Source organism: Wolbachia endosymbiont (group A) of Lasioglossum fulvicorne (assembly GCF_964028605.1).
Classification (GTDB): Bacteria; Pseudomonadota; Alphaproteobacteria; order Rickettsiales; family Anaplasmataceae; genus Wolbachia.
Genome location: NZ_OZ034798.1, coordinates 814,026 through 836,718 on the forward strand (window position 1 = coordinate 814,026; position 22,693 = coordinate 836,718).

The following is a 22,693-nucleotide window of genomic DNA, read 5'->3' on the forward strand; positions in this document are numbered from 1 at the left end:
GTCATAGGAAGGCAGAATCAACAGCACGACGAAAGGATTCGAATAGAGGAATGTTTTTCCTAGCTCTGTTTTTTATAGCAAACCAATGATGCTCAATTTTGTTGAAATCTGGAGAATACGGCGGCAGATACAAAATTTCCGCACCAACTCCTCTAGCAAGCTCGATAATCTTACCAGACTTATGAAAAGTAGCATTGTCAAGAATGACAGTCTGTCCAGGTTCCAAGATCGGTGTCAAAAATTGCTCAAACCATCCATTAAAAACATCCATATTACAGTGGCCTTCAAAGGTTAATGGAGCAACTATCTTTCTTCTACTTAAGGCTGCAACCATACTGATTCGTTGAGTTTTCTTCCTAGATTTTAGGCCATAAAACCGCTGTCCTTTCTGGCAATACCCATATGGATAGTCCTCTGTGTTATCAATGCCAGACTCATCTATATAAACTAAGTTTTCTGGTTCTTTTGTTGCTATAATTTTTAAGAATTCAGCACGTTTTTCTTCGTTTCTTTCCTTGTATCCATATGTCTTTTTTTGCGCGTAAATCCAATTTTTCTGAGAGCTCGGTGGATCGTTTGGATACTAACGTTGCCCCAAAGTTTAGCCATTTCCTACAGAGTCTTTCCTCCGTTTTCTCTGGCAAATTTAGCAAAGGCATCCCAGTCGGTGATTTTGTGATTGTAACCTCCATTTCCAAGTTTTTTTGATTGAAAGTCTCCTGTTTCTTTTCTTCTTTGCTGCCACTCCCATAAAGTAGTTCGTCCAATTTTAAATCTTGCTGCCACTGTTTCTCTGCTTCCTCCCTCCTCTAGCGCTTCCATTGCTTTTTTCCTTAAGTCATAACTATATGCTGCTGGCACTCAACCTCCTTATCATCGTCTATCCTTACCTTATCACATCCGGACTTCTATGAAAAGAGCTATAAGTGCTGCTAAATAAGCTATATTCATTATAACTTTACCACTAAACTTAATAACACTGCAATTATCACACACCATAATAAAAAAGTCAACTCCATATGTTTAGGTTGTAAAATCCCAAAAAGCAGCCAGAATAGAATAAGCAAACATTTACGAATTGAATTTAGTGCAAACAAGGGTGTTGATATCAACCATACTCTGCAGAATCGCAATATGGTATGACTACATGCTCTTTATTGATTTGATTAACATAATCAGCAGAGAGTTTTGTTTTGCAAAAGATGTCTACAGTAACATACTGCAATTATTTGGAATTGTAGGGCTAGGTGCAATTGTAAGGCCACTTGGTGCATTCATATTTGGTCACGTTGGTGACAGGTATGGAAGGAGGATAGCATTAATAATTACTATCTTGCTAATATCGATACCATCGAGTCTCATTGCATTTATTCCAATTCACAATCAAGTAGGTATAATTTCTACTATATTGCTTCTTGCAATCCATATAACACAAGGAATTGCACTTGGTGGTGAACAAGGAAGTTCTGTTTATCTTATAGAGCATTTATCCAGTAGGAAAGAGAACTTAGGGATGTATTTTGGAATAATGGGTTTTGGCCGCTCCATTGGCGTCTTGCTTTCTGCGGTGATAGTGATTATCTGCAAAAAAACTACTGATTTTTGTACCTGGGGTTGGAGATTGCCATTTATTTTCTCAGCTATTTTAGGATTAATTAGCGCGTATAGCATATACACATTGGGAGAAACTCCAGCATATGAAAAAAATCGAAAACAAAGAAATTTACCTGATTTGCCAATAATAGAGCTTATAAAGCGCCACAAGAGAGCTCTTATACTTGCTATTTTAATATCTGTACCTGTTAATGTTGCTGTTGGATTTACCATATTTCTTCGAACACTCGCAAAGGAAATAGCATCAGTGGATGTTTATGTAACAACATATATTAACGAAATTGTATTGATTATAACCAGTATATTAATGCCGATATCTTCAATAGCGTTTGGAATGTTGGCTGATAAAGTTGGAAAAGAGCGCACTGCAATCTTATTTATAGCAATTACAATGGCACTGTGTTGTCCTGCGTTATCTATTGCATATTACTACAAAAATTATCTTGTGATTGCGTTGAGCGTAATGGTTCTCTCTATAATAGAAAGGGGTATAGTTCCCATAGGAATAGTTGCATCTGAACTCTTTCCCACCAATGTTAGATTTAGTGGTGTGAGCTTATCACGCAATATCTCTTATGCGTTACATGGAGGATTTACTCCTATGGTTTGTATTTGGTTGACTGTAACATTTCCTCAAACAAACCTTGCTGCTGGGCTTTATATAGTCTTCTGCTTATTGATCAGTGTGGTAGCAATATTGCAAATAAAACCGCAAGATAAAAATTTTGATTTGTGAAAGTTCTCAGTTTTCTCTTAGAGCCTGTTCATAATCTTTTCAGAAGTAAGGCAGTGAAAGCCAGAACGACCATTTGTAGGCTAGTATTGAGTTTTCGCTCACAATTTTTCCACAATCTTCTACATTTTTCTAACCAAGCAAAAGATCGCTCCACAACCCATCTTTTGGGCAATACAACAAAGGAATGTAATTCATTTCTTTTTATCACTTCAACGGTTGCACCAATAATCGTTTTTATTTGAGTTGCAAAATTCTCTCCAGTATAGCCTGCATCAACCAGTACATTTTTAACTCCCGAGAGGTTTTCTTTTGCATTTTCGACCATTCTCACAGCACTGCTACGGTCAGTTATCTCTGCTGTTGTTATATAAATTGCATGGGGCAAACCTTGCGTATCTACTGCAATATGGCGTTTTATTCCTGAAATCTTTTTGCCTGCATCATAGCCTTTTTCTTCAGCAGTATCTGCATTTTTTACACTCTGTGCATCAATTATGCAGAAGCTGGTTTTTTCTTTCCGACCATTGTTTTGTCGGACCACGCCAACTATTTTTTTTTAACACCAGCTCCAGAACACTTTCTTTATCTGCATCTGGTTTTTCACTCCACTTCTTAAAATAGTCGTAACAATTGCGCCATTTTGGAAACTCTTTTGGTAGCATTCTCCACTGACAACCGCTTTTCAGAACGTATAACACTCCACAAAATACATCATACAAATCAAGTTTCCTTGGTTTTGTTTTTTTTCTACAGGACTCTAGATCTGGTAACATAATCTCAAATCTTTCCCGACTTATATCACTTGGGTATAAACTCCTCATATATCCTAACTTATATATATTATCTCTTAGTTTATTCCTTTCTTGAGATCATGTACAGGTTCTTAGAGCCTGTTCATAATCTTTTCAGAAGTAAGGCAGTGAAAGCCAGAACGACCATTTGTAGGCTAGTATTGAGTTTTCGCTCACAATTTTTCCACAATCTTCTACATTTTTCTAACCAAGCAAAAGATCGCTCCACAACCCATCTTTTGGGCAATACAACAAAGGAATGTAATTCATTTCTTTTTATCACTTCAACGGTTGCACCAATAATCGTTTTTATTTGAGTTGCAAAATTCTCTCCAGTATAGCCTGCATCAACCAGTACATTTTTAACTCCCGAGAGGTTTTCTTTTGCATTTTCGACCATTCTCACAGCACTGCTACGGTCAGTTATCTCTGCTGTTGTTATATAAATTGCATGGGGCAAACCTTGCGTATCTACTGCAATATGGCGTTTTATTCCTGAAATCTTTTTGCCTGCATCATAGCCTTTTTCTTCAGCAGTATCTGCATTTTTTACACTCTGTGCATCAATTATGCAGAAGCTGGTTTTTTCTTTCCGACCATTGTTTTGTCGGACCACGCCAACTATTTTTTTTTAACACCAGCTCCAGAACACTTTCTTTATCTGCATCTGGTTTTTCACTCCACTTCTTAAAATAGTCGTAACAATTGCGCCATTTTGGAAACTCTTTTGGTAGCATTCTCCACTGACAACCGCTTTTCAGAACGTATAACACTCCACAAAATACATCATACAAATCAAGTTTCCTTGGTTTTGTTTTTTTTCTACAGGACTCTAGATCTGGTAACATAATCTCAAATCTTTCCCGACTTATATCACTTGGGTATAAACTCCTCATATATCCTAACTTATATATATTATCTCTTAGTTTATTCCTTTCTTGAGATCATGTACAGGTTCTTAGATTTATACCGTAACCTAAATTAGGTCCTTAGTTTCTCAAAAAAATCCTTTAACAAAAAAGAGCATTCTATTTCTAATATCCCACCATAAACTTCTGGTATATGGCTGCAAAATTGAAATATCTTAGCACCATTTTCAATTCCTCCACCTTTGGGATTGTAAGCCCCAAAGTACAATCGTTTAATTCTGGCAAAGGAAATAGCTTGAGCACACATCGGACATGGTTCTAATGTTACGTACATATCAGCATCATAAAGCGTTGAAGTTGAGAGCAACTTACATGCCTGCTTGATTGCTAACATCTCTGCATGCGCAGTTGGATCGCTGGATATATTGTGTGCAGAAGAAACGATATTGCTTCCACTAACTATTACAGCACCTATTGGCACCTCATCATTTTTTTGAGCGAGTTTGGCTTGCTCTATGGCAAGCTCCATATATTGATACTTGAACACTAGGCACTTATTTCTTATCAATTGCTGCTTTAACGAACGACACGAAAAGAGGATGAGGAGAAAACGGCTTTGATTGAAACTCTGGATGAAACTGCACACCAATAAACCACGGATGACTCTCTAACTCCACTGCCTCTATACATGTTCCATCTTCTGATGTGCCACTGCATAGCAGTCCATTTTTTTCCAAATCATCTTTATAATCTGAATTGATTATGTACCTATGCCTGTGTCTTTCTGAAATAGTAGTGTTACTATATGCATCCATCATTTTAGAGTTTGCATTTATATTACATTTGTATGCTCCAAGTCTCATGGTTCCACCAAGATCGTCATCTTGATCGCCAGCTAACTTAACGATTGGATGTTTACAGTTACGAAATTCTTCAGAGTGTACATCTTCAAGCTTAACAACATTACGAGCAAATTCAATAATTGCAAGCTGCATACCAAGGCAAATTCCGAAAAATGGGATATTATTTGTACGGGCATAATTTATTGCTAATATTTTACCCTCTACTCCGTCATCACCAAACCCCCCTGGGACAAGGATTGCATGAGAATTCTGTAATTTCTTTCCTATAAGTTTTTCATTTATAGGTTTTTCTTCCTTCTCTCTTGAGTTAACCCAATTTATCCTTACTTTGACTTTATTACTAATCGCACCATGATTTAATGCTTCAACTAGTGATTTATACGCATCAGGGAATTCGGTGTATTTTCCCACTATAGACACAGTAACTTCCTGTGTTGGGTGCCTTATGGAATGCACTATTTGATCCCATTCAGTCAAGCTTGGTCTTGGCTTACTTAAATGAAAGTGCTCCAAAATTTGCGTATCAAGCCCACATTGGCTATACAACACCGGTAACCCATATATATGACTCACATCAGGAGCAGGTATCACATTGGATAAAGAAACATTGCAAAGCTTAGCTATTTTCTCTCTTTGATTATCGAAAATTTCTTTCTCACTGCGGCATAATATAATATCTGGTTGTAATCCCGCGGAATTTAACTCTCGAACTGAATGCTGCGTTGGTTTTGTCTTTAATTCTTGCGCTGCGGTAAGATATGGTATTAAAGTTAAGTGAATAAGGATAACTCTTTGTTTTCCTAATGTGTAGTTAACTTGACGTATAGCCTCCAAAAATGGTTGGCTTTCAATGTCACCTACAGTTCCGCCTATTTCACATATTACAAAATCTAAACCTTCCGTACCATTAAAAATAAACGATTTGATTAAATCTGTCACATGAGGAATGACTTGCACAGTTTTGCCCAGATAATCACCACGCCTCTCTTTCTTCAATAACTCATGATATATCTTACCAGTTGTTATATTGTCATCTTTTGTTGCTTTAATTCCAGTAAAACGCTCATAATGCCCAAGATCCAAATCAGTTTCAGCACCATCCTCGGTAACAAAGACCTCTCCGTGCTGAGTTGGGTTCATTGTTCCAGGATCAATGTTGAGATACGGGTCAAGTTTTCTGATACGGATCTTAAAACCGTGAGCTTGAAGAAGCGCACCAACACTCGAAGCAACTAAGCCTTTACCAAGCGATGACACAACTCCACCTGTGACAAAGATAAATTTAGCTTCCTTCATTAATTTTCAAATGGAACAGAAGTAGGTTCACTTTCTTGCTTTTTTTCTAATATAATTTTTTCTGCGATCGATTTTTTATGCACGTCTTTTGAACATAATCCTGACAATAGCAATGTGTTTATAATAAACAATCCAGCAACAATAGCTGTTATTCTGCTGAGCGGGTTTTCAGAAGATTTCACCGGAATCATCGAACTGACTCCTTGTTGTGTATTACTAAAACCACTTAACGAACTACTCCCAGGCGGCTGCAAAAGCACTAAAATTACTAACACAACAACCAATATTATTTGAAATATACTTAATACCGCTACTGACATTATAGATAGGGCTGAAAATAAAAATCTTAGCAGTACAAAGCACGTAAGTCAAGAACATCTGTTACCCAAGTAGTTTGAAATCTAAGTATGTATTTACTGCTTACCTTATTTTGATTAACATATGCATAAGACTTTAGGCTTAATATGTATCACATTTTAAAATACAAAAATTATGAACCAAAAATAGACGAAAGTGCTTTCATCGCAGGTGGTTCGCATATCATAGGCAAAGTTGAAATAGGAAGAGATGCAAGCATCTGGTTTAATTGTGTGCTCAGAGGGGACGTTGGATCAATAAAAATAGGTGATGGAACAAATATTCAAGATGGAACGGTAATTCATGTGGATAGAAACCCAGGTGGTGACACAATTATTGGCAGTATGGTAACAGTGGGACATTTTTGTGTGTTGCACGCATGCACGGTGCATGATAAAGCGTTTATTGGTACGGGCTCTACCGTGATGGACCATGCAGTTGTGGAGCCTGAAGCTATGGTAGCTGCTGGCTCACTGGTAACACACGGAAAAGTGATAAAAAGTGGTGAAATATGGGCTGGCAGACCAGCAAAATTCTTCAAAAAAATGTCGAATGAAGAAATTAAACATATCGCGCAGTCGGCACAAAATTATATTATGCTAATGAAGGAATATAAAAACTGAAGTTCGCATCAAGGTATCCGTTCAGCAGAGTGGAAAATAGTATCTGTTCAGGGACATCGCAAATATTGAAGCAAAAGTGGTCAGTGCTTACTTTACGAACATTGTAATTTGAATTCACTAGGGAGGATAGTGCCCAGACACTGGGATCCAGTTCTTATTACCTGGTGTAAAGTTATAGCATTTCTCATAATAGTCCGAACAGGTCATAGGAAGGCAGAATCAACAGCACGACGAAAGGATTCGAATAGAGGAATGTTTTTCCTAGCTCTGTTTTTTATAGCAAACCAATGATGCTCAATTTTGTTGAAATCTGGAGAATACGGCGGCAGATACAAAATTTCTGCACCAACTCCTCTAGCAAGCTCGATAATCTTACCAGACTTATGAAAAGTAGCATTGTCAAGAATGACAGTCTGTCCAGGTTCCAAGATCGGTGTCAAAAATTGCTCAAACCATCCATTAAAAACATCCATATTACAGTGGCCTTCAAAGGTTAATGGAGCAACTATCTTTCTTCTACTTAAGGCTGCAACCATACTGATTCGTTGAGTTTTCTTTCCAGATTTTAGGCCATAAAACCGCCGTCCTTTCTGGCAATACCCATATGGATAGTCCTCTGTGTTATCAATGCCAGACTCATCTATATAAACTAAGTTTTCTGGTTCTTTTGTTGCTATAATTTTTAAGAATTCAGCACGTTTTTCTTCGTTTCTTTCCTTGTATCCATATGTCTTTTTTCGCGCGTAAATCCAATTTTTCTGAGAGCTCGGTGGATCGTTTGGATACTAACGTTGCCCCAAAGTTTAGCCATTTCCGACAGAGTCTTTCCTCCGTTTTCTCTGGCAAATTTAGCAAAGGCATCCCAGTCGGTGATTTTGTGATTGTAACCTCCATTTCCAAGTTTTTTTGATTGAAAGTCTCCTGTTTCTTTTCTTCTTTGCTGCCACTCCCATAAAGTAGTTCGTCCAATTTTAAATCTTGCTGCCACTGTTTCTCTGCTTCCTCCCTCCTCTAGCGCTTCCATTGCTTTTTTCCTTAAGTCATAACTATACACTGCTGGCACTCAACCTCCTCATCATCGTCTATCCTTATCCTACCACCTCTACGAAAAGAGCTATAAGTTTCCCAGATTCCATTGTCGGCTACTTCCGAGTTAACTCTACCTACTTCATCTACTACTTGTGCTTCCGCTCCATCTACTCGAGTACTAGGTAATACTGCATATGTAATACCACCAACTACGGCTGCAGATACTGCTGCTATACCAACCATTACCCAAATATCTAATCTCACTGTACATTTAAGTGCAATAAATGCTACCAACCCAGCAGTAGAACTCATACCAACAATAGCAGTGTACCGTGCAGTTTCTAATTCTTTGCCTTTCTTCTTTAACTGCTCTTCTAATGTTGTTTTTTCGTCTTTAGCTTGAGTCGATTGAGTTTGTAATTCTTGCTGTTTGTTCTCAGCTTCTCCCTTTACAGCTTCTAATTCTTGTGTTTTAGCTTTCAATTTTTCCTTTTCCTTTTCTAATTCTTGTTTCAATTTCTTCTCAGCTTCTCTCTTTGCAGCTTCTAATTCTTGTGTTTTAGCTTTCAATTTTTCCTTTTCCTTTTCTAATTCTTGTTTCAATTTCTCCTCAGCTTCTTTCTTTGCAGTTTCTAATTCTTTGCCTTTCTTCTCTAACTGCTCTTCTAATGTTGTTTCTTCGTCTTTAGCTTTCTCATTTGCATTTTCTAAGTCTGTTTTTTCCTTCTCTAACTGCTGAACTTTCTGATTTGCAGTGTCTAATCCTTTAATTGTTTCCTTTGCAGTTTCTAATTCTGCCTGAACTTTCTGATTTGCATTTTCTAATTCTTGTATTTTAGGTTTCAATCCTCCTGATTGTTTTTCAGGAACTTTTCCGTTACCTAGTTTGTGAGCTGAAGATGCAAGCATGATTTAAACCTCAATATAATATTTAGGCAGTGTAATGCCTTTAAAACTTAACGTCAAGTAATACTTTTCATAGTGTGTTATTTTCGTAAAATTTTGGCGTAGCCGTATTTGCTTAATTGTGCTAACTTAGAGCTTAAAACTTAAGAAATATTTATGTTAAAAGAAAAATACGGCTTTAAAGAAATTGAAGACAGATGCAACATATTGTGGGAAGGCAGTAAAGTTTATAAGTGGAATGGCGAAAAGGATAACACTTTCACTATAGACACACCTCCGCCAACAATATCGGGTAAATTGCATATTGGCCATATATTCAGCTATTGCCACACGGACTTTATTGCAAGGTTTCAGCGCATGCTGGGGAAAGATGTGTTTTACCCAATTGGGTTTGATGATAACGGGCTCCCCACTGAAAGATTGGTTGAACAAACCTATAAAACCCGTGCAAAAGAAGTTGGCAGAGAAAAATTTATAGAGATGTGCCATGAGGTTATTGAGAAATCAAAGCAAGAATTCAAGGAATTATTTAAATCAGTCGGCATTAGTTATGACTGGGATTTGGAATACCACACGATCAGCAAGGAAACTGTGACGCTTTCACAGATGTCATTCATCGATCTATGTAATAAGGGACATGCGTATAGAAAAATGCAGCCCATCCTTTGGGACCCGGTTGATAAAACCGCAATTGCGCAAGCAGAAATAGAAGATAAAGTTTTTGAGTCATCCTTAAACACGATAGTTTTCTCTACTCAAGAAAATGAGCAGATCAATATTGCAACTACGCGACCTGAATTACTTCCAGCATGTGTTGCAGTTTTTTGTCATCCAGAGGATACGCGCTATACTCATCTGATTGGCAAAACAGCGGTAGTGCCAATAACAAAGGAAAAAGTACTAATCATTGCTGACGATAAGGTCAAAATAGATAAAGGCACTGGACTTGTTATGTGCTGTACGTTTGGTGATGAGCTTGACATATATTGGCAGCAAAAGCATAACCTGCCGATGAAAATTATCATCGATCAGGATGGGAGGATGAACCTTCATGATGTCATTCCAGTGCTTGACACTGGAATCCAGCCAGTGTCAGCTACTTGGGTGACAGAAGAAGCTGGTAATGGTGCTATTCCAGCATGTGGTCAAGAAAAAGAAGAATGGATCCCAGTGTCTGGGCACTGGGATGACACCATAGGTGGCACTGGAATCCAGGAAAAAGAACCAGTTTGGATGACAAACAATATACTAAATGAAATAAATGGACTAAAGGTTAAAGAAGCAAGAAAGAGGATGATCGAAATCCTAACTAAAAAAGGACTTTTGATAGAAGGCACTAACATTTCTCATTCTGTTAAGTGCGCAGAAAGATCTGGTGCACCACTTGAGATATTGCCTACTTATCAATGGTTTATCAAGACCTTAGAGCAAAAAGCTCAAGTATTAGATGAAGTAAAAGAATGCAATTGGCACCCAAGCAATATGCGTAAACGTATGGAAGTGTGGATAGAAGGGCTAAATTGGGACTGGTGCATCTCGAGGCAGCGCTATTTTGGTGTGCCATTTCCAGCGTGGTATTCCAAACGTAAGGGTGAAGAAGGCAAAATTATTCTAGCTGAAGTAAAGAACCTGCCTATAGATCCACTCAAAGATTTGCCAAAAGGGTATAGCAAAGAAGAAGTTATCCCAGATCAAGATGTAATGGATACCTGGGCCACAAGTTCAATTACTCCTCAATTGAGTGCACTGGCAGTAAACAGTGAGTTTAGTTTACCAAATCATCGCTATAATACGATATTTCCTGCAGATCTGCGCAGCCAGAGCCATGAGATAATAAGAACTTGGGCTTTTTATACTATTTTAAAGGCACATTATCATGCAAATTCTTTACCTTGGAAAAACATTATGATCAGCGGTTGGTGTTTAGCAGATGATAAGAAAAAGATGAGTAAATCAAAGGGTAACATCATCACTCCTCATGTAATACTTGAAACTTATGGAGCTGATGTAGTGCGCTATTGGGCAGCAAGCTTAAGGCTTGGAGTTGATACAGTCTACTCTGAAAATATATTCAAAATTGGCAAGCGCCTCGTTACAAAACTTTGGAACGCTAGCAAGTTTGTTTCCATGTTCATGGAAAAGCATCAAGTGATGAGCATAAATTCTGCTCACGAGACAATGGATAAGTGGATATTGTCTAAGTTATAAAAAGTTATAGAAAGAGCAACGAATAACCTATTACAGTTTGAATACTGCGAAGCTTTGAGTGCAGTAGAAGAATTTTTTTGGAAGGATTTTTGTGATAACTACTTGGAATTAGTAAAAAAACGCGCGTACGGAAGCAGTGAAGCAACCTTAAGTGCAAAACAAAGCTTGGCGTATGTGTTAAATGTTATTTTGCGGTTATTTGCACCTTTCTTGCCTTACATTACAGAAGAGATATACCACCAGTTGTATAGTTATAGTTCTGTACACAATCAAAGCAATTGGCCGAGCAAAGAAGAACTTATCTATGATAAATATTCAGAGGAAATGGGAGATAATGTTATTCAGATATTAAACATTATCAGAAAGATAAAGGCAGATAATAATGTTTCAGTTAAGCATTTGATAAAAAAATTGGTGATAAAAGCGAGTGTACAAGAGGATAAGTTGGATCAATCTGCACAGGATGATTTGCAGGCAGTTTGCAATGCGGAAACGATAGAGTGGATGCAGTCTGAGCTTGAAACTGGAGACGGGAAATACATAGTGAATATAGACTTATACTGATTTTTATAGCTTTACTTCCTCTAATATCCATGCTATTGTAATCATTATTAGTATGAGGGAATAGTGAGGGATTTGTATAGTAAAACCAATGCACCATATCTTATAGCTGGTGTTGTTGCTACTTTGGTATTGCTTGCATCTGGGACACTTGCTGTTGCTCCTTATGTTGAGTTCTTGTCTTCAGTTGCAGCCTTTAATGTAGCTCTTCCTATTGCTTTGAGTTTGTCTATACTTTCTATTTTGGTGCTTGTACTTTCATGTAAAATGATCAGCCAGAGTAAAAAGCTTGATGCACAAAAAGCAGAACCTAATGAAAAAAATGGATTAGCTAAAGAGCAAGAAAATATAATACAAAGCTTAGAGCCTCAAATCAAAGAGCTAAATAAGAGGCTTGGTAGTCAATACAATGAAATTGTAAAGCTAATTGGTAGTGCTGCAAAAAAAGATGAAGTGGAAGAGCTAATTAGTAGTTTCACGGCAAAATTAGATGAAATTTCAAAGCAAGCTAATAATGCTACAACAAAAGGTGAAATGAAAGAGCTAAGTAAGAAGCTTAGCGATAAAATGGAAAAGCTAATTGGTAGTCTCATAACAAAAGAGGAATTAGAAGAAAGGCTTGGTAGTCTCATAAAGAAAGTTGAAGTAAAAGAAGAGCTGCGGATGAAGTTTTATGAAAAAGATGAAGAAAGAGGAAAGATAACATTTGATGATGTTATACTTCCAAACAATATAAAACAAAAGTTGATAAGGATTTATGAACCAGATGCTCTAGAAAATGGAGAAGGATACATTTTGTATGGTCCACCAGGAACTGGTAAGACTATGACTGCTAAGGCGATTGCAAGTGAAACTAGATTCAAATCTGCATTTATAAGTGTTTCTGGATCTGATTTGCTTAATGTGTCAAATATAAATAAGGTTTTTGAGAAAGCAAAAAAAAACACTCCTTGTATAGTTTTTATAGATGAAATTGATAGCATTGGCAAAATACGCAGTGATAATAATGTAGAATCTTTAAATAATTTATTAGCTGAATTGGATGGATTTGAATCTAGAAAAGGTGTGACGGTGATTGCTGCAACTAATCACTTAGGTGTTTTAGATAGGGCACTTATTAGGGGAGGTGTTTGTCCATACACATTAAGATTCCTACATTAGACACAGACACACGTAAAAAATAATAAATGAGTATTTTCAGAAGAAAGAATTGCAAAATATATTTATTGACACAATTTTAAGCAATACTAAAGAGAATTTTTCACCAGCAAATCTGATTAGTTTATTAAAGGAAATAGAAGGTTGTGCAAGTAAAGTACTTGACAAGACTAAGAACCTGTACATGATCTCAAGAAAGGAATAAACTAAGAGATAATATATATAAGTTAGGATATATGAGGAGTTTATACCCAAGTGATATAAGTCGGGAAAGATTTGAGATTATGTTACCAGATCTAGAGTCCTGTAGAAAAAAAACAAAACCAAGGAAACTTGATTTGTATGATGTATTTTGTGGAGTGTTATACGTTCTGAAAAGCGGTTGTCAGTGGAGAATGCTACCAAAAGAGTTTCCAAAATGGCGCAATTGTTACGACTATTTTAAGAAGTGGAGTGAAAAACCAGATGCAGATAAAGAAAGTGTTCTGGAGCTGGTGTTAAAAAAAAATAGTTGGCGTGGTCCGACAAAACAATGGTCGGAAAGAAAAAACCAGCTTCTGCATAATTGATGCACAGAGTGTAAAAAATGCAGATACTGCTGAAGAAAAAGGCTATGATGCAGGCAAAAAGATTTCAGGAATAAAACGCCATATTGCAGTAGATACGCAAGGTTTGCCCCATGCAATTTATATAACAACAGCAGAGATATAGCATTTCTCATAATAGTCCGAACAGGTCATAGGAAGGCAGAATCAACAGCACGACGAAAGGATTCGAATAGAGGAATGTTTTTCCTAGCTCTGTTTTTTATAGCAAACCAATGATGCTCAATTTTGTTGAAATCTGGAGAATACGGCGGCAGATACAAAATTTCTGCACCAACTCCTCTAGCAAGCTCGATAATCTTACCAGACTTATGAAAAGTAGCATTGTCAAGAATGACAGTCTGTCCAGGTTCCAAGATCGGTGTCAAAAATTGCTCAAACCATCCATTAAAAACATCCATATTACAGTGGCCTTCAAAGGTTAATGGAGCAACTATCTTTCTTCTACTTAAGGCTGCAACCATACTGATTCGTTGAGTTTTCTTTCCAGATTTTAGGCCATAAAACCGCTGTCCTTTCTGGCAATACCCATATGGATAGTCCTCTGTGTTATCAATGCCAGACTCATCTATATAAACTAAGTTTTCTGGTTCTTTTGTTGCTATAATTTTTAAGAATTCAGCACGTTTTTCTTCGTTTCTTTCCTTGTATCCATATGTCTTTTTTTGCGCGTAAATCCAATTTTTCTGAGAGCTCGGTGGATCGTTTGGATACTAACGTTGCCCCAAAGTTTAGCCATTTCCGACAGAGTCTTTCCTCCGTTTTCTCTGGCAAATTTAGCAAAGGCATCCCAGTCGGTAATTTTGTGATTGTAACCTCCATTTCCAAGTTTTTTTGATTGAAAGTCTCCTGTTTCTTTTCTTCTTTGCTGCCACTCCCATAAAGTAGTTCGTCCAATTTTAAATCTTGCTGCCACTGCTTCTCTGCTTCCTCCCTCCTCTAGCGCTTCCATTGCTTTTTTCCTTAAGTCATAACTATATGCTGCTGGCACTCAACCTCCTTATCATCGTCTATCCTTATCTTATCACATCCGGACTTCTATGAAAAGAGCTATAACTGACCGTAGCAGTGCTGTGAGAATGGTCGAAAATGCAAAAGAAAACCTCTCGGGAGTTAAAAATGTACTGGTTGATGCAGGCTATACTGGAGAGAATTTTGCAACTCAAATAAAAACGATTATTGGTGCAACCGTTGAAGTGATAAAAAGAAATGAATTACATTCCTTTGTTGTATTGCCCAAAAGATGGGTTGTGGAGCGATCTTTTGCTTGGTTAGAAAAATGTAGAAGATTGTGGAAAAATTGTGAGCGAAAACTCAATACTAGCCTACAAATGGTCGTTCTGGCTTTCACTGCCTTACTTCTGAAAAGATTATGAACAGGCTCTTAGTCTTGTCAAGTACTTTACTTGCACAACCTTCTATTTCCTTTAATAAACTAATCAGATTTGCTGGTGAAAAATTCTCTTTAGTATTGCTTAAAATTGTGTCAATAAATATATTTTGCAATTCTTTCTTCTGAAAATACTCATTTATTATTTTTTACGTGTGTCTGTGTCTAATGTAGGAATCTTAATGTGTATGGACAAACACCTCCCCTAATAAGTGCCCTATCTAAAACACCTAAGTGATTAGTTGCAGCAATCACCGTCACACCTTTTCTAGATTCAAATCCATCCAATTCAGCTAATAAATTATTTAAAGATTCTACATTATTATCACTGCGTATTTTGCCAATGCTATCAATTTCATCTATAAAAACTATACAAGGAGTGTTTTTTTTTGCTTTCTCAAAAACCTTATTTATATTTGACACATTAAGCAAATCAGATCCAGAAACACTTATAAATGCAGATTTGAATCTAGTTTCACTTGCAATCGCCTTAGCAGTCATAGTCTTACCAGTTCCTGGTGGACCATACAAAATGTATCCTTCTCCATTTTCTAGAGCATCTGGTTCATAAATCCTTATCAACTTTTGTTTTATATTGTTTGGAAGTATAACATCATCAAATGTTATCTTTCCTCTTTCTTCATCTTTTTCATAAAACTTCATCCGCAGCTCTTCTTTTACTTCAACTTTCTTTATGAGACTACCAAGCCTTTCTTCTAATTCCTCTTTTGTTATGAGACTACCAATTAGCTTTTCCATTTTATCGCTAAGCTTCTTACTTAGCTCTTTCATTTCACCTTTTGTTGTAGCATTATTAGCTTGCTTTGAAATTTCATCTAATTTTGCCGTGAAACTACTAATTAGCTCTTCCACTTCATCTTTTTTTGCAGCACTACCAATTAGCTTTACAATTTCATTGTATTGACTACCAAGCCTCTTATTTAGCTCTTTGATTTGAGGCTCTAAGCTTTGTATTATATTTTCTTGCTCTTTAGCTAATCCATTTTTTTCATTAGGTTCTGCTTTTTGTGCATCAAGCTTTTTACTCTGGCTGATCATTTTACATGAAAGTACAAGCACCAAAATAGAAAGTATAGACAAACTCAAAGCAATAGGAAGAGCTACATTAAAGGCTGCAACTGAAGACAAGAACTCAACATAAGGAGCAACAGCAAGTGTCCCAGATGCAAGCAATACCAAAGTAGCAACAGCACCAGCTATAAGATATGGTGCATTGGTTTTACTATACAAATCCCTCACTATTCCCTCATACTAATAATGATTACAATAGCATGGATATTAGAGGAAGTAAAGCTATAAAAATCAGTATAAGTCTATATTCACTATGTATTTCCCGTCTCCAGTTTCAAGCTCAGACTGCATCCACTCTATCGTTTCCGCATTGCAAACTGCCTGCAAATCATCCTGTGCAGATTGATCCAACTTATCCTCTTGTACGCTCGCTTTTATCACCAATTTTTTTATCAAATGCTTAACTGAAACATTATTATCTGCCTTTATCTTTCTGATAATGTTTAATATCTGAATAACATTATCTCCCATTTCCTCTGAATATTTATCATAGATAAGTTCTTCTTTGCTCGGCCAATTGCTTTGATTGTGTACAGAACTATAACTATACAACTGGTGGTATATCTCTTCTGTAATGTAAGGCAAGAAAGGTGCAAATAACCGCAAAATAACATTTAACACATACGCCAAGCTTTGTTTTGCACTTAAGGTTGCTTCACTGCTTCCGTACGCGCGTTTTTTTACTAATTCCAAGTAGTTATCACAAAAATCCTTCCAAAAAAATTCTTCTACTGCACTCAAAGCTTCGCAGTATTCAAACTGTAATAGGTTATTCGTTGCTCTTTCTATAACTTTGTATAACTTAGACAATATCCACTTATCCATTGTCTCGTGAGCAGAATTTATGCTCATCACTTGATGCTTTTCCATGAACATGGAAACAAACTTGCTAGCGTTCCAAAGTTTTGTAACGAGGCGCTTGCCAATTTTGAATATATTTTCAGAGTAGACTGTATCAACTCCAAGCCTTAAGCTTGCTGCCCAATAGCGCACTACATCAGCTCCATAAGTTTCAAGTATTACATGAGGAGTGATGATGTTACCCTTTGATTTACTCATCTTTTTCTTATCATCTGCTAAACACCAACCGCTGATCATAATGTTTTTCCAAGGTAAAGAATTTGCATGATAATGTGCCTTTAAAATAGTATAAAAAGCCCAAGTTCTTATTATCTCATGGCTCTGGCTGCGCAGATCTGCAGGAAATATCGTATTATAGCGATGATTTGGTAAACTAAACTCACTGTTTACTGCCAGTGCACTCAATTGAGGAGTAATTGAACTTGTGGCCCAGGTATCCATTACATCTTGATCTGGGATAACTTCTTCTTTGCTATACCCTTTTGGCAAATCTTTGAGTGGATCTATAGGCAGGTTCTTTACTTCAGCTAGAATAATTTTGCCTTCTTCACCCTTACGTTTGGAATACCACGCTGGAAATGGCACACCAAAATAGCGCTGCCTCGAGATGCACCAGTCCCAATTTAGCCCTTCTATCCACACTTCCATACGTTTACGCATATTGCTTGGGTGCCAATTGCATTCTTTTACTTCATCTAATACTTGAGCTTTTTGCTCTAAGGTCTTGATAAACCATTGATAAGTAGGCAATATCTCAAGTGGTGCACCAGATCTTTCTGCGCACTTAACAGAATGAGAAATGTTAGTGCCTTCTATCAAAAGTCCTTTTTTAGTTAGGATTTCGATCATCCTCTTTCTTGCTTCTTTAACCTTTAGTCCATTTATTTCATTTAGTATATTGTTTGTCATCCAAACTGGTTCTTTTTCCTGGATTCCAGTGCCACCTATGGTGTCATCCCAGTGCCCAGACACTGGGATCCATTCTTCTTTTTCTTGACCACATGCTGGAATAGCACCATTACCAGCTTCTTCTGTCACCCAAGTAGCTGACACTGGCTGGATTCCAGTGTCAAGCACTGGAATGACATCATGAAGGTTCATCCTCCCATCCTGATCGATGATAATTTTCATCGGCAGGTTATGCTTTTGCTGCCAATATATGTCAAGCTCATCACCAAACGTACAGCACATAACAAGTCCAGTGCCTTTATCTATTTTGACCTTATCGTCAGCAATGATTAGTACTTTTTCCTTTGTTATTGGCACTACCGCTGTTTTGCCAATCAGATGAGTATAGCGCTTATCCTCTGGATGACAAAAAACTGCAACACATGCTGGAAGTAATTCAGGTCGCGTAGTTGCAATATTGATCTGCTCATTTTCTTGAGTAGAGAAAACTATCGTGTTTAAGGATGACTCAAAAACTTTATCTTCTATTTCTGCTTGCGCAATTGCGGTTTTATCAACCGGGTCCCAAAGGATGGGCTGCATTTTTCTATACGCATGTCCCTTATTACATAGATCGATGAATGACATCTGTGAAAGCGTCACAGTTTCCTTGCTGATCGTGTGGTATTCCAAATCCCAGTCATAACTAATGCCGACTGATTTAAATAATTCCTTGAATTCTTGCTTTGATTTCTCAATAACCTCATGGCACATCTCTATAAATTTTTCTCTGCCAACTTCTTTTGCACGGGTTTTATAGGTTTGTTCAACCAATCTTTCAGTGGGGAGCCCGTTATCATCAAACCCAATTGGGTAAAACACATCTTTCCCCAGCATGCGCTGAAACCTTGCAATAAAGTCCGTGTGGCAATAGCTGAATATATGGCCAATATGCAATTTACCCGATATTGTTGGCGGAGGTGTGTCTATAGTGAAAGTGTTATCCTTTTCGCCATTCCACTTATAAACTTTACTGCCTTCCCACAATATGTTGCATCTGTCTTCAATTTCTTTAAAGCCGTATTTTTCTTTTAACATAAATATTTCTTAAGTTTTAAGCTCTAAGTTAGCACAATTAAGCAAATACGGCTACGCCAAAATTTTACGAAAATAACACACTATGAAAAGTATTACTTGACGTTAAGTTTTAAAGGCATTACACTGCCTAAATATTATATTGAGGTTTAAATCATGCTTGCATCTTCAGCTCACAAACTAGGTAACGGAAAAGTTCCTGAAAAACAATCAGGAGGATTGAAACCTAAAATACAAGAATTAGAAAATGCAAATCAGAAAGTTCAGGCAGAATTAGAAACTGCAAAGGAAACAATTAAAGGATTAGACACTGCAAATCAGAAAGTTCAGCAGTTAGAGAAGGAAAAAACAGACTTAGAAAATGCAAATGAGAAAGCTAAAGACGAAGAAACAACATTAGAAGAGCAGTTAGAGAAGAAAGGCAAAGAATTAGAAACTGCAAAGAAAGAAGCTGAGGAGAAATTGAAACAAGAATTAGAAAAGGAAAAGGAAAAATTGAAAGCTAAAACACAAGAATTAGAAGCTGCAAAGAGAGAAGCTGAGAAGAAATTGAAACAAGAATTAGAAAAGGAAAAGGAAAAATTGAAAGCTAAAACACAAGAATTAGAAGCTGTAAAGGGAGAAGCTGAGAACAAACAGCAAGAATTACAAACTCAATCGACTCAAGCTAAAGACGAAAAAACAACATTAGAAGAGCAGTTAAAGAAGAAAGGCAAAGAATTAGAAACTGCACGGTACACTGCTATTGTTGGTATGAGTTCTACTGCTGGGTTGGTAGCATTTATTGCACTTAAATGTACAGTGAGATTAGATATTTGGGTAATGGTTGGTATAGCAGCAGTATCTGCAGCCGTAGTTGGTGGTATTACATATGCAGTATTACCTAGTACTCGAGTAGATGGAGCGGAAGCACAAGTAGTAGATGAAGTAGGTAGAGTTAACTCGAAAGTAGCCGACAATGGAATCTGGGAAACTTATAGCTCTTTTCTTAGAGGTGGTAGGATAAGGATAGACGATGATGAGGAGGTTGAGTGCCAGCAGTGTATAGTTATGACTTAAGGAAAAAAGCAATGGAAGCGCTAGAGGAGGGAGGAAGCAGAGAAACAGTGGCAGCAAGATTTAAAATTGGACGAACTACTTTATGGGAGTGGCAGCAAAGAAGAAAAGAAACAGGAGACTTTCAATCAAAAAAACTTGGAAATGGAGGTTACAATCACAAAATCACCGACTGGGATGCCTTTGCTAAATTTGCCAGAGAAAACGGAGGAAAGACTCTGTCGGAAATGGCTAAACTTTGGGGCAACGTTAGTATCCAAACGATCCACCGAGCTCTCAGAAAAATTGGATTTACGCGCGAAAAAAGACATATGGATACAAGGAAAGAAACGAAGAAAAACGTGCTGAATTCTTAAAAATTATAGCAACAAAAGAACCAGAAAACTTAGTTTATATAGATGAGTCTGGCATTGATAACACAGAGGACTATCCATATGGGTATTGCCAGAAAGGACGGCGGTTTTATGGCCTAAAATCTGGAAAGAAAACTCAACGAATCAGTATGGTTGCAGCCTTAAGTAGAAGAAAGATAGTTGCTCCATTAACCTTTGAAGGCCACTGTAATATGGATGTTTTTAATGGATGGTTTGAGCAATTTTTGACACCGATCTTGGAACCTGGACAGACTGTCATTCTTGACAATGCTACTTTTCATAAGTCTGGTAAGATTATCGAGCTTGCTAGAGGAGTTGGTGCAGAAATTTTGTATCTGCCGCCGTATTCTCCAGATTTCAACAAAATTGAGCATCATTGGTTTGCTATAAAAAACAGAGCTAGGAAAAACATTCCTCTATTCGAATCCTTTCGTCGTGCTGTTGATTCTGCCTTCCTATGACCTGTTCGGACTATTATGAGAAATGCTATATCTCTGCTGTTGTTATATAAATTGCATGGGGCAAACCTTGCGTATCTACTGCAATATGGCGTTTTATTCCTGAAATCTTTTTGCCTGCATCATAGCCTTTTTCTTCAGCAGTATCTGCATTTTTTACACTCTGTGCATCAATTATGCAGAAGCTGGTTTTTTCTTTCCGACCATTGTTTTGTCGGACCACGCCAACTATTTTTTTTTAACACCAGCTCCAGAACACTTTCTTTATCTGCATCTGGTTTTTCACTCCACTTCTTAAAATAGTCGTAACAATTGCGCCATTTTGGAAACTCTTTTGGTAGCATTCTCCACTGACAACCGCTTTTCAGAACGTATAACACTCCACAAAATACATCATACAAATCAAGTTTCCTTGGTTTTGTTTTTTTTCTACAGGACTCTAGATCTGGTAACATAATCTCAAATCTTTCCCGACTTATATCACTTGGGTATAAACTCCTCATATATCCTAACTTATATATATTATCTCTTAGTTTATTCCTTTCTTGAGATCATGTACAGGTTCTTAGTCTTGTCAAGTACTTTACTTGCACAACCTTCTATTTCCTTTAATAAACTAATCAGATTTGCTGGTGAAAAATTCTCTTTAGTATTGCTTAAAATTGTGTCAATAAATATATTTTGCAATTCTTTCTTCTGAAAATACTCATTTATTATTTTTTACGTGTGTCTGTGTCTAATGTAGGAATCTTAATGTGTATGGACAAACACCTCCCCTAATAAGTGCCCTATCTAAAACACCTAAGTGATTAGTTGCAGCAATCACCGTCACACCTTTTCTAGATTCAAATCCATCCAATTCAGCTAATAAATTATTTAAAGATTCTACATTATTATCACTGCGTATTTTGCCAATGCTATCAATTTCATCTATAAAAACTATACAAGGAGTGTTTTTTTTTGCTTTCTCAAAAACCTTATTTATATTTGACACATTAAGCAAATCAGATCCAGAAACACTTATAAATGCAGATTTGAATCTAGTTTCACTTGCAATCGCCTTAGCAGTCATAGTCTTACCAGTTCCTGGTGGACCATACAAAATGTATCCTTCTCCATTTTCTAGAGCATCTGGTTCATAAATCCTTATCAACTTTTGTTTTATATTGTTTGGAAGTATAACATCATCAAATGTTATCTTTCCTCTTTCTTCATCTTTTTCATAAAACTTCATCCGCAGCTCTTCTTTTACTTCAACTTTCTTTATGAGACTACCAAGCCTTTCTTCTAATTCCTCTTTTGTTATGAGACTACCAATTAGCTTTTCCATTTTATCGCTAAGCTTCTTACTTAGCTCTTTCATTTCACCTTTTGTTGTAGCATTATTAGCTTGCTTTGAAATTTCATCTAATTTTGCCGTGAAACTACTAATTAGCTCTTCCACTTCATCTTTTTTTGCAGCACTACCAATTAGCTTTACAATTTCATTGTATTGACTACCAAGCCTCTTATTTAGCTCTTTGATTTGAGGCTCTAAGCTTTGTATTATATTTTCTTGCTCTTTAGCTAATCCATTTTTTTCATTAGGTTCTGCTTTTTGTGCATCAAGCTTTTTACTCTGGCTGATCATTTTACATGAAAGTACAAGCACCAAAATAGAAAGTATAGACAAACTCAAAGCAATAGGAAGAGCTACATTAAAGGCTGCAACTGAAGACAAGAACTCAACATAAGGAGCAACAGCAAGTGTCCCAGATGCAAGCAATACCAAAGTAGCAACAACACCAGCTATAAGATATGGTGCATTGGTTTTACTATACAAATCCCTCACTATTCCCTCATACTAATAATGATTACAATAGC

At 36.9% G+C, this 22,693-nt stretch carries 19 protein-coding genes and 4 pseudogenes; 10 read left to right on the plus strand and 13 right to left on the minus strand.

What is annotated here, in order from left to right; genetic code table 11:
• Position 1 precedes the first annotated feature (1 nt).
• Positions 2-861 (minus strand): annotated as a pseudogene (locus ABWU71_RS04415) (IS630 family transposase).
• A gap of 286 nt (positions 862-1,147) precedes the next feature.
• Here ABWU71_RS04415 and ABWU71_RS04420 point away from each other — a divergent pair.
• Positions 1,148-2,350, plus strand: coding sequence for an MFS transporter (locus ABWU71_RS04420; RefSeq protein ID WP_410530617.1), 1,203 nt, complete (start codon positions 1,148-1,150; stop codon positions 2,348-2,350).
• A 28-nt stretch (positions 2,351-2,378) separates the two neighbouring features.
• On the opposite strand, the gene ABWU71_RS04425 is transcribed toward ABWU71_RS04420, so the two are convergent.
• The 5 genes from ABWU71_RS04425 to secG all read right to left on the minus strand — a co-directional run bounded on the left by ABWU71_RS04425 (position 2,379) and on the right by secG (position 6,489).
• Positions 2,379-3,171, minus strand: a protein-coding gene (locus tag ABWU71_RS04425) for an IS5 family transposase (RefSeq protein ID WP_265023453.1) whose coding sequence is annotated in 2 segments (ribosomal slippage) — positions 2,379-2,906 and positions 2,908-3,171 — 792 coding nt in all. Because the reading frame shifts where the segments join, the coding sequence is not laid out codon by codon here.
• Positions 3,172-3,244: 73 nt separating this feature from the next.
• Positions 3,245-4,037, minus strand: a protein-coding gene (locus tag ABWU71_RS04430) for an IS5 family transposase (protein WP_265023453.1) whose coding sequence is annotated in 2 segments (ribosomal slippage) — positions 3,245-3,772 and positions 3,774-4,037 — 792 coding nt in all. Because the reading frame shifts where the segments join, the coding sequence is not laid out codon by codon here.
• An 85-nt stretch (positions 4,038-4,122) separates the two neighbouring features.
• A complete protein-coding gene (locus ABWU71_RS04435) occupies positions 4,123-4,539 on the minus strand; it encodes a nucleoside deaminase (RefSeq protein ID WP_353284901.1) in 417 nt (138 codons plus the stop codon).
• Positions 4,540-4,564: 25 nt separating this feature from the next.
• Positions 4,565-6,169 (minus strand): CTP synthase, encoded by a 1,605-nt coding sequence (locus ABWU71_RS04440; RefSeq protein WP_353284121.1) that lies wholly within the window; start codon positions 6,167-6,169, stop codon positions 4,565-4,567.
• Entirely contained in the window at positions 6,169-6,489 is a 321-nt protein-coding gene (secG, locus tag ABWU71_RS04445; RefSeq protein ID WP_353284122.1) for a preprotein translocase subunit SecG, read from the minus strand. The genes ABWU71_RS04440 and secG overlap by 1 nt, the downstream gene beginning before the upstream one ends.
• A gap of 144 nt (positions 6,490-6,633) precedes the next feature.
• On the opposite strand from secG, the gene ABWU71_RS04450 reads away from it, so the two are divergent.
• Positions 6,634-7,149: a gamma carbonic anhydrase family protein gene (locus tag ABWU71_RS04450; protein WP_353284123.1), complete on the plus strand. Its 516-nt coding sequence runs from the start codon at positions 6,634-6,636 to the stop codon at positions 7,147-7,149.
• 203 nt (positions 7,150-7,352) lie between these two features.
• Here the strand turns inward: ABWU71_RS04450 and ABWU71_RS04455 are convergent.
• Positions 7,353-8,212 (minus strand): IS630 family transposase gene (locus tag ABWU71_RS04455; protein WP_353284124.1). Its coding sequence is split into 2 segments (ribosomal slippage): positions 7,353-7,888 and positions 7,888-8,212, totalling 861 coding nucleotides; the frame shifts between segments, so codons are not numbered across the junction.
• The gene (locus ABWU71_RS04460) at positions 8,185-9,024 is read right to left on the minus strand and encodes a hypothetical protein (RefSeq protein WP_353284125.1); all 840 of its coding nucleotides are present in this window, start codon (positions 9,022-9,024) and stop codon (positions 8,185-8,187) included. Before ABWU71_RS04460 ends, ABWU71_RS04455 begins: the two co-directional genes overlap by 28 nt.
• A 216-nt stretch (positions 9,025-9,240) precedes the next feature.
• Here ABWU71_RS04460 and ABWU71_RS04465 point away from each other — a divergent pair, with 216 nt between their 5' ends.
• The 4 genes and pseudogenes from ABWU71_RS04465 to ABWU71_RS04480 all read left to right on the plus strand — a co-directional run.
• A complete protein-coding gene (locus tag ABWU71_RS04465; RefSeq protein WP_353284126.1) occupies positions 9,241-11,292 on the plus strand; it encodes a valine--tRNA ligase in 2,052 nt (683 codons plus the stop codon).
• 54 nt (positions 11,293-11,346) lie between these two features.
• On the plus strand, positions 11,347-11,856 hold the full coding sequence (locus ABWU71_RS04470; protein WP_353284127.1) for a class I tRNA ligase family protein: 510 nt from the start codon (positions 11,347-11,349) through the stop codon (positions 11,854-11,856).
• Between the two features lie 63 nt (positions 11,857-11,919).
• Positions 11,920-13,014, plus strand: coding sequence for an AAA family ATPase (locus ABWU71_RS04475; protein ID WP_353284128.1), 1,095 nt, complete (start codon positions 11,920-11,922; stop codon positions 13,012-13,014).
• A 233-nt stretch (positions 13,015-13,247) separates the two neighbouring features.
• Positions 13,248-13,719: pseudogene (locus tag ABWU71_RS04480) on the plus strand (IS5 family transposase); the annotation flags it as partial.
• A 28-nt stretch (positions 13,720-13,747) separates the two neighbouring features.
• On the opposite strand, the gene ABWU71_RS04485 reads toward ABWU71_RS04480, so the two are convergent.
• Positions 13,748-14,607, minus strand: a protein-coding gene (locus ABWU71_RS04485; protein ID WP_353284129.1) for an IS630 family transposase whose coding sequence is annotated in 2 segments (ribosomal slippage) — positions 13,748-14,283 and positions 14,283-14,607 — 861 coding nt in all. Because the reading frame shifts where the segments join, the coding sequence is not laid out codon by codon here.
• 61 nt (positions 14,608-14,668) lie between these two features.
• Between ABWU71_RS04485 and ABWU71_RS04490 the strand changes: the two are divergent.
• Positions 14,669-14,992 (plus strand): annotated as a pseudogene (locus tag ABWU71_RS04490) (transposase); the annotation flags it as partial.
• The gene (locus tag ABWU71_RS04495; protein ID WP_353284130.1) at positions 14,989-15,135 is read left to right on the plus strand and encodes a hypothetical protein; all 147 of its coding nucleotides are present in this window, start codon (positions 14,989-14,991) and stop codon (positions 15,133-15,135) included. The pseudogene ABWU71_RS04490 and the gene ABWU71_RS04495, both read left to right, overlap by 4 nt.
• A gap of 36 nt (positions 15,136-15,171) precedes the next feature.
• Here ABWU71_RS04495 and ABWU71_RS04500 read toward each other — a convergent pair whose 3' ends face one another.
• Together ABWU71_RS04500 and ABWU71_RS04505 are read right to left on the minus strand one after the other, a co-directional pair.
• Positions 15,172-16,266: an AAA family ATPase gene (locus ABWU71_RS04500; protein WP_353284131.1), complete on the minus strand. Its 1,095-nt coding sequence runs from the start codon at positions 16,264-16,266 to the stop codon at positions 15,172-15,174.
• 63 nt (positions 16,267-16,329) lie between these two features.
• Positions 16,330-18,945, minus strand: a complete 2,616-nt coding sequence (locus tag ABWU71_RS04505; protein ID WP_353284132.1) for a valine--tRNA ligase — start codon at positions 18,943-18,945, stop codon at positions 16,330-16,332.
• Between the two features lie 216 nt (positions 18,946-19,161).
• Between ABWU71_RS04505 and ABWU71_RS04510 the strand changes: the two genes are divergently transcribed.
• Positions 19,162-20,001, plus strand: a complete 840-nt coding sequence (locus ABWU71_RS04510) for a hypothetical protein (RefSeq protein ID WP_353284133.1) — start codon at positions 19,162-19,164, stop codon at positions 19,999-20,001.
• Positions 19,974-20,833 (plus strand): IS630 family transposase gene (locus ABWU71_RS04515; protein ID WP_353284124.1). Its coding sequence is split into 2 segments (ribosomal slippage): positions 19,974-20,298 and positions 20,298-20,833, totalling 861 coding nucleotides; the frame shifts between segments, so codons are not numbered across the junction. The genes ABWU71_RS04510 and ABWU71_RS04515 overlap by 28 nt, the downstream gene beginning before the upstream one ends.
• Before the next feature lie 28 nt (positions 20,834-20,861).
• Here the strand turns inward: ABWU71_RS04515 and ABWU71_RS04520 are convergent.
• Both ABWU71_RS04520 and ABWU71_RS04525 read right to left on the minus strand, forming a co-directional pair.
• Positions 20,862-21,333, minus strand: a pseudogene (locus ABWU71_RS04520) (IS5 family transposase); the annotation flags it as partial.
• A 233-nt stretch (positions 21,334-21,566) separates the two neighbouring features.
• Positions 21,567-22,661 carry an AAA family ATPase gene (locus tag ABWU71_RS04525; protein ID WP_353284128.1) on the minus strand — a complete coding sequence of 365 codons (1,095 nt, stop codon included), beginning with the start codon at positions 22,659-22,661 and terminating at the stop codon, positions 21,567-21,569.
• Between the last annotated feature and the right edge of the window lie 32 nt (positions 22,662-22,693).

Bases quoted from the DNA above. Each gene is read 5' to 3' on its own strand.
- ABWU71_RS04420 (WP_410530617.1), top strand. From the start codon at position 1,148: ATGCTCTTTATTGATTTGATTAACATAATCAGCAGAGAGTTTTGTTTT.
- ABWU71_RS04435 (WP_353284901.1), bottom strand. From the start codon at position 4,539: ATGGAGCTTGCCATAGAGCAAGCCAAACTCGCTCAAAAAAATGATGAG.
- ABWU71_RS04440 (WP_353284121.1), bottom strand. From the start codon at position 6,169: ATGAAGGAAGCTAAATTTATCTTTGTCACAGGTGGAGTTGTGTCATCG.
- secG (WP_353284122.1), bottom strand. From the start codon at position 6,489: ATGTCAGTAGCGGTATTAAGTATATTTCAAATAATATTGGTTGTTGTG.
- ABWU71_RS04450 (WP_353284123.1), top strand. From the start codon at position 6,634: ATGTATCACATTTTAAAATACAAAAATTATGAACCAAAAATAGACGAA.
- ABWU71_RS04465 (WP_353284126.1), top strand. From the start codon at position 9,241: ATGTTAAAAGAAAAATACGGCTTTAAAGAAATTGAAGACAGATGCAAC.
- ABWU71_RS04495 (WP_353284130.1), top strand. From the start codon at position 14,989: ATGAACAGGCTCTTAGTCTTGTCAAGTACTTTACTTGCACAACCTTCT.
- ABWU71_RS04505 (WP_353284132.1), bottom strand. From the start codon at position 18,945: ATGTTAAAAGAAAAATACGGCTTTAAAGAAATTGAAGACAGATGCAAC.